Origin of the sequence: Nonomuraea sp. NPDC051191, assembly GCF_044455665.1 — a bacterium.
GTDB lineage: Bacteria > Actinomycetota > Actinomycetes > Streptosporangiales > Streptosporangiaceae > Nonomuraea.
The window spans coordinates 121,132-127,764 of sequence record NZ_JBITEZ010000027.1 but is presented as its reverse complement, the minus strand read 5'-3'; the positions used below and the strand labels follow the sequence as shown (position 1 = coordinate 127,764).

Genomic DNA, 6,633 nt, shown 5'->3' with positions numbered 1-6,633 from the left:
CTGCTCGGCGAGAGCGGTGGGGGGGGGGGGCGGGCGGGGGGGGGGGGCCCCCCCCGCCCCCCCCGGGGGGGGGCCCCCGGGCGGGGGCCCCCCGTGGGGGGGGGGGGGGCCCCCCCGCGGGGCCCCCCCCCGCCCCGACGTAGTGTCGCAACCAACCTCGGAAGGAGCGGATCGATGGCGATGCGGTTCGAGCACGAGTTCACTGTCCCGGTTCCGATCGAGCAGGCATGGGCGGTGCTGCTCGACGTCGAACGGGTCGCGCCCTGCCTGCCCGGGGCGACGCTCGACATCTTCGAGGGCGACGAGTTCACCGGCCGGCTGAAGGTCAAGGTCGGCCCGATCACCGTCACCTACCGGGGCTCGGCCAGTTTCGAGGACGTCGACAAAGACGCCCACACGCTCACGATCCAGGCGTCGGGCAAGGAGGCCAGGGGCTCCGGCACGGCGTCGGCCACGGTCAGGGCACGCCTGACGCCGGCCGAGGGGCGCACGTCGGTGGCCGTGGAGACGACGTTCAACGTGACCGGGCGGCCGGCGCAGTTCGGGCGCGGGGTCATGGCCGAGGTCGGGGCCAAGCTGATCGACCGGTTCGCCGGCAACCTCGCCCAGCTGCTCTCCGAGCCCGTGGTGGAGCCGGTCGCGCCCCAGGAGCCGGTCGTGCCGCAGGTGCCGGTCGCGCCCGTGGAGTCGCAGGTGGAGGAAGAGGAGCGGCACCTGAGCCCGGTGCCCGCCCCCGAGCCGGACGTGCGGCCTTCGGGCACGCTGCGCACCTCGCGCACCCCTGACGAGGAGGCGCTCGACCTGCTGGAGATCGCCGGGCAGCCGCTGCTCAAACGGATCGCGCCGATCGCGGGCGGCCTGGTGGCGCTCACGATCCTCATCTGGGTGATTCGTCGCCTTATACGCTGATTTTCAGCAAAAACCACATAAAGTCCGGTCACTTCACGCCGTCCCGGGGAAGTGCCATTCCCGCAGGTCATTACTGGGGGGACGTCGGGATGCCGGACTGCAGCGTTGTCGTGATCTCCTACAACGACGCTGCTCGCCTGCCCAGGGCCGTGCGGTCCGTGCTGCGACAGACGTTGCGCGACCTCGAAGTGATCATCTCCGACGACGCGAGCACGGACGGCACGCCCGAGGTCGCCGCGCGGCTCATGGCCGAGGACCCGCGGGTGCGCTACCTGCGCAGGGAGAGCAACAGCGGCGGCTGCGGAGCCCCGCGCAACGACGGGATCGACGCCGCCAGGGCGCCGTACGCCATGTTCCTCGACAGCGACGACGAGCTGCCCAGGCACGCGTGCAAGAGCCTGCTCACCGAGATCGAGCGCACCGGGGCCGACTTCGTGTCGGGGCAGATCTCCCGCCTGTTCGAGCGGGACGGGCGGCTGCGCCCGTACTATCCGTCGCTGTTCGCCCGGCGGCGGGTGGTCGAGGGCATCCGCGCGGAGCCCGAGCTGTTCCTCGACTCCTTCAGCACCAACAAGCTCTACAACGTCGCCTGGCTGCGCGACAACGTGCTGCGCTTCCCCGAGGACATCCACTACGAGGACCACGTCTTCGCCACCGAGCTGTACGCCGTGGCCCGCCGGTTCGCGATCGTCCCGTGGGTGGTCTACCACTGGCACCGGGCGTCCTCGAACGAGTCGATCTCGCTCAGCATCGACGAGATGGACAACGTGCGGCAGCGGGTGATCGCGGCCCGGCTGAGCGACGACATCCTGCGCGGCTACGGCGCCGAGGATCTGGTCCCGCACCGGCAGTACCGGTTCCTGCGGCAGGACCTGCGGGTCTACCTCAACCCGCTGCCCGCGCGCGACCTGGTGTGGGTGAAGGAGTTCGCCTCGGTCGTTCGGCCGTACCTGGAGGAGATCCCCGGCGAGGTGTTCGACCGGATCGAGCCGATGGACCGGGTCTGCTGCCGGCTCATCCTGGACGACAGGATCGACGACCTGCGCGTGGCGGCCGGCTCGCTGACCGGCCCCCGGGCCGCGCCGCGGGCGGCCGTGCAGGTGGACGGGCGCACGTACTGGGGCACGACGGCCGCGCCGTGGCTGGACATCACCCCGCTGCGCCTGGCCGAGCTGCCCTACACCGACTCCCGGCTGCGGCACGAGGTGACCGGCCTGGCCACGAACGGCGAGCGGGTGCGGATGATCGTGCGCACCTACGACCCGTTCGGCGTGCTGCCGCCCGAGTGGGAGGCGTTCCTGGAGGCGGGCGGGGAACGCGTGCCGATCCGGCCGGTCCCCTCCGGCGACGGCGGGTACGTCAGCGAGGTCGTCTTCTCCCCCTGTGGCAGGAGCGACCCGCGCATCGGCTTCAGACGCCGCTCCGACGGCCACGTCACCACCGACCGGCTGATCGTCGACCCCAACCTGGAGCCGATCGAGCTGCCCGGCTGCACGGTGAAGGCCGAGGGCTATGCCGCCTACCTGTGCGTGCGCACGCACTCGCGGGTCCGCTCGGCGCTGCGGCGGGCCCGCCGGCTGCTGCTGAAGCTCAACACGCCGCGCGCCAAGCTGCGCGCGTACAAGCTGCTGATCAAGGTGGTGCCGCGGCGCGACGACCTCGCCCTGTTCGAGTCGGACGTCGGCAAGGGCTACAACGGCAGCCCCCGGGCCATCTACGAGGAGGTGCGGCGGCGCGGCCTGCCGATCGAGGCGGTCTGGTCGGTCGCCAAGGGCCGCAAGAACTTCCCCGCCGACGCGCGGCTGGTCCGCCGGGGAAGCTGGCGCTACCTGTGGACGATGGCCCGCGCCGGGATCTGGGTGGACAGCCACGGCTTCCCGCTGGACTACCCGAAGCCGCCCGGCACCCGCTACCTGCAGACCTGGCACGGGCAGGGCATCAAGTCGATCGGCTTCGACGCGCCCGACCTGCGCGGCGACTTCGACCGGCCGCGCGAGCAGTGGCGGGCCGCCGTCGCCCGCTGGGACGCGCTGGTCTCGCCGAGCGCGGAGTTCTCCCGGGTGTTCCTGCCCTCCAACGGCTACGACGGCAAGGTCTACCGGTGCGGCACGCCGCGCTGCGACGCGCTGGTGCGGGCGAAGGCGACCGGCGACGTGCGGGCCCGGCTGGAGATCCCGCCGGGGCGCAAGGTCCTGCTCTACGCGCCCACCTACCGCGACCGGGACAAGATGAGCGGCCGCTCGGTACGCGCCGACCTGGACCTCATGGCCAGGGAACTGGCCGGCGAGTGGGTGGTCGTCCTGCGCACGCATCCGGTCGAGAAGTACGACCCGCCCGAACGGCTCAGGCACTTCGTCCGGCCGGCCGCGTCCTATCCGGAGATCAACGACCTGATGCTGGCCTCGGACGCGCTGCTGACCGACTACTCGTCCGTGATGTGCGACTACGCGGTGACCGGCAGGCCGATGGTGTTCCTCATCGACGACTGGGACGACTACCGGCTCTCCGAGCGCGGCGTCTACCACGACCTGCCCGCCATCGCGCCCGGCCCGTGCGTGACGACCACGGCGGAGCTGGTGGACGTGCTGCGGAACCTGCCCGAGGTGCATGCCGCCTTCGCCGCCAAGTACGCCGCCTTCCGCGCCCTGTGGTGCGCCGACGAGCACGGGGACGCCTCCGCCCGCATCGTGGACGACTTCTTCGAGGGGCGCAGGCGATGACCGTCGTCTTCGCCTGCCTGGACGCCGACACGCTCGGCGGCATCCAGCAGGTCACCCACACCCTGGCCCAGGGCCTGGCCGGACGCGGCCACGAGGTGCACGTCGTCGGCCTGCACCGGGCCGCCACGCCCTTCCGCTACGTGGACCGGCCGCGTTACCGGCAGCACGTGGTCGGCGGCCCGACCGGCACGCAGGGCCCGCTGGCCCGGCGGCTGGCCGACCGCAGGGTGAAGGAGCTGCTGCGCGACGTCCGCCCGGGGTACGCGGTGCTGACCTCGCCGTCGGTGGTGACCAGGCTGGCGGGGCTGCTGCCCGCCGGGTTCCGCTCGATCGGGCAGTACCACGGCTCGTACGGCCACGCCCGCGACTGCTGGCACCTGGCCTCGATCAGGAAGCACTATCCCGACCTCGACCAGGCGCTCTTCCTCAGCGAGGACGACGCCTGGGCCTTCTCCGAGCACGCGCTGCTGCCCAACACCTGGACGCTGCCCAACCCGCTGGGCGCCTGGCCCGAGGAGACGTCGGCGCTCGACGTGCCGCGGGTGCTGGGCGTGGGCCGGCTGGAGGGCGTCAAGCGGTTCGACCGGCTGATCAGCGCGTTCGCCCGCGCCGAGCCGCCGCGGCCCTGGGAGCTGCACCTGATCGGCGACGGCGCCGAACGCGAGCGGCTACGGGCGCACGCGGCCGGGGAGGGCGTCGCGGACCGGGTCGTCTTCCGCGGCCTGGTGCCCGCTCATCGCATGCGCGAGGAGTACCTGAACGCCTCGCTGGTGGCGCTGACCAGCGAGCACGAGGGCCTGCCGGTGGTGCTGCTGGAGGCGTGCGCCCACGGTGTGCCGTCGGTGGCCTTCGACGTGTCGGGCGGCGTCCGCTCGGCCGGCCCGGTACGGGTGCCGCCGGGGGACGTGGACGCGTTCGCCGCCGAGCTGGCCGCGTTGATGGGGTCGGCGCGGGAGCGGCGGCGGCTGGGGGCCGCCGCCCGGGCACGGGCCGAGGCGTTCCGCCTCGACCACGTGCTGGACCGCTGGGAGTCCCTGTTCGCGCACATCGAGCGCTAGACGGTCACCTCGGGACGCTGCTGCGGGATGCCGGCCAGCGTCTGCTGCGTGGAGGTGAGCAGCGCGCCGACCGGGCTGGGCTCGCGCAGCCGGTTGAAGCGGTCGCGCATGGCCTTGCGCGAACGGCTGGCCTTGCGCTTCTGCATGGTCTTCTGGCAGGCCGTCACGTGCTCCTTGGCCGGCCTGGGCGCGTCGGTCAGCTCGTAGCCGTTGGCCCGGAGCCGCTCGCCGAGCACGTGCTCGCACAGCGCGATCTCCCAGTCGTCCAGGCGGTTGGCCCAGCTTCCGACGCGGCTGCGGGTGACCTCGCGGTGGGTGTTGCTGTGCCAGACCTTGTGCTGCGGGACCGCCTGCACGGCCGCCTCGCGGGGGGAGATCATCGACGGCGCGAAGTCCTCCTCCAGGAAGTGGCAGAGCTTCTTCATCTCGGTCATCGGGTCGTCGGTGAGGTCTTCGTAGCGCAGCTCGTAGTAGGTGTCGTCGGGCAGCGTGCGGCGCAGCCGCTCACCGGCGTCGATGGCCTCGGCCCAGGTGGAGATGGCGTGGAAGGAGTCCAGCGTGTACCAGGGCATCTCCTTCAGCGAGGCCACGCAGTCGCGGCCGTCCCTGATCAGGTGGATGAACTGGGCGTCGGGGAAGAGGCGCAGCAGCAGGTCGGTCTGCTTGACGTAGCTGGGCCTCTTGTCGCCCCAGCGGGCCTTGTCGAAGCGGTCGGCGTACATGCGGAAGGCCGTGCCGATGACCGAGCCGAGCGAGCCCGGCCCCTCCACGGCCTGCCGGATGAACTCGTCCTTGTCGATCTTGAGCTCGCGGAACTTCGTGCTGCGGTCGGTCGCGATCCACTGCGCCAGTGCCTTGCGCCGCTGGGGGACCCGCAGGTCGCCCCATGTGCGGCGCCGGTAATAAGCGGGAACGAGGAAGCGCGTCTCCGGCGGCACCGCCATGCGCGGGTGCGAGTGGAGCATGAGCTGGAGCATCGTGGTGCCGGACCGCGGGCATCCAATGACGAAGACTGGCCGGTCGGACATTTCGTATTAACCCCCGAAAACTTAGACGAGAACGTGCTCTCGGCTCTCCTGGGAGGGCACGCTGTGCCTGCGCGTGAAGAGCCACATCCGGTAGACAAGGAAGATCTCGTTGGCCAGGAGCAGGACTCCGGCGGCCGCCGCGAGCGGGATCAGCGCCCACACGCCGGCGAGCGGCGCGATCACGAAGACCGCCGCATGGAACTCGATGCCGCTGATCAGGTGCGAACGCACCCGGTGCCTGGCCAGGAACCTGTTGAGGCGCCTGAAGAAGGAAGGCAGCCGGCGCCTGCGACCGCCGGGGCGCGTGCCGCGCTCGACGAGCATGCGCAGGTCGAGGTCCGCGGGCGCCCGGTCCAGGGGGACGGTGTCCTCGCCGGGCAGCTCCGGCTCCCCCCGCTCCTCCCTGACGGCCTCGCGCACCCGCTTCATCTGCGGGGCGTTGACGTACCTGAACAGGTCGAGCACGGCCACCGCCGCGCCGAGCACCACGTACCGGACATCCTCCGTCAGGACGTACTGCCCGTACGCCAGCCCCCCGGCGCACAGGACGACCCTGACCCGGTCCCCCACGTAGTCCAGCCAGAGCCCGAAGGGCGTCCCCGTGCCCTTGAGCCGGGCGATCTTGCCGTCCACGCAGTCGATCGTGAAGCTCAGGTAGAACATCAGGGCGCCGGCGACGAGCTGGTCCAGCGCGAAGCAGGCCGCTGACACCATGCCGAGGACCAGCGAGAAAACCGTGAGCCCATTGGGCGTGATCCGGGTGCGGTTGGCGACGGGAAGGGCGACCCGGCAGGCGACCGGGTCCACGAAATACACGGTCCACCAGGAGTCTCTCCGCTTGCGTGTCTCGTAGACGTCATCCAGCGAATAGGTCCTCATGGATCCCAGCATGGCTACGGTCCGCCGTCTGACGATTAC

General features: G+C 71.6%; 5 protein-coding genes. 3 read left to right on the top strand and 2 right to left on the bottom strand.

The window, feature by feature from the left end:
• The first annotated feature begins 174 nt into the window (after window positions 1–174).
• The 3 genes from ACIA8R_RS48820 to ACIA8R_RS48810 all read left to right on the top strand — a co-directional run bounded on the left by ACIA8R_RS48820 (window position 175) and on the right by ACIA8R_RS48810 (window position 4,687).
• Complete coding sequence (locus ACIA8R_RS48820) at window positions 175–909, top strand: SRPBCC family protein (protein ID WP_357705817.1); 735 nt, start codon at window positions 175–177, stop codon at window positions 907–909.
• Between the two features lie 89 nt (window positions 910–998).
• Window positions 999–3,629 (top strand): CDP-glycerol glycerophosphotransferase family protein, encoded by a 2,631-nt coding sequence (locus ACIA8R_RS48815; protein WP_397044741.1) that lies wholly within the window; start codon window positions 999–1,001, stop codon window positions 3,627–3,629.
• The gene (locus tag ACIA8R_RS48810) at window positions 3,626–4,687 is read left to right on the top strand and encodes a glycosyltransferase (protein ID WP_397044739.1); all 1,062 of its coding nucleotides are present in this window, start codon (window positions 3,626–3,628) and stop codon (window positions 4,685–4,687) included. Before ACIA8R_RS48815 ends, ACIA8R_RS48810 begins: the two co-directional genes overlap by 4 nt.
• Here the strand turns inward: ACIA8R_RS48810 and ACIA8R_RS48805 are convergent.
• Both ACIA8R_RS48805 and ACIA8R_RS48800 read right to left on the bottom strand, forming a co-directional pair.
• On the bottom strand, window positions 4,684–5,715 hold the full coding sequence (locus ACIA8R_RS48805) for a sulfotransferase (RefSeq protein WP_357705821.1): 1,032 nt from the start codon (window positions 5,713–5,715) through the stop codon (window positions 4,684–4,686). The genes ACIA8R_RS48810 and ACIA8R_RS48805 overlap by 4 nt on opposite strands.
• Before the next feature lie 21 nt (window positions 5,716–5,736).
• Window positions 5,737–6,594 carry a CDP-alcohol phosphatidyltransferase family protein gene (locus ACIA8R_RS48800; protein WP_357705822.1) on the bottom strand — a complete coding sequence of 286 codons (858 nt, stop codon included), beginning with the start codon at window positions 6,592–6,594 and terminating at the stop codon, window positions 5,737–5,739.
• Between the last annotated feature and the right edge of the window lie 39 nt (window positions 6,595–6,633).

Excerpts from the sequence above, each read along its gene's own strand:
- ACIA8R_RS48820 (WP_357705817.1), top strand. The coding sequence starts at position 175 with ATGGCGATGCGGTTCGAGCACGAGTTCACTGTCCCGGTTCCGATCGAG.
- ACIA8R_RS48815 (WP_397044741.1), top strand. The coding sequence starts at position 999 with ATGCCGGACTGCAGCGTTGTCGTGATCTCCTACAACGACGCTGCTCGC.
- ACIA8R_RS48810 (WP_397044739.1), top strand. The coding sequence starts at position 3,626 with ATGACCGTCGTCTTCGCCTGCCTGGACGCCGACACGCTCGGCGGCATC.
- ACIA8R_RS48805 (WP_357705821.1), bottom strand. The coding sequence starts at position 5,715 with ATGTCCGACCGGCCAGTCTTCGTCATTGGATGCCCGCGGTCCGGCACC.
- ACIA8R_RS48800 (WP_357705822.1), bottom strand. The coding sequence starts at position 6,594 with ATGAGGACCTATTCGCTGGATGACGTCTACGAGACACGCAAGCGGAGA.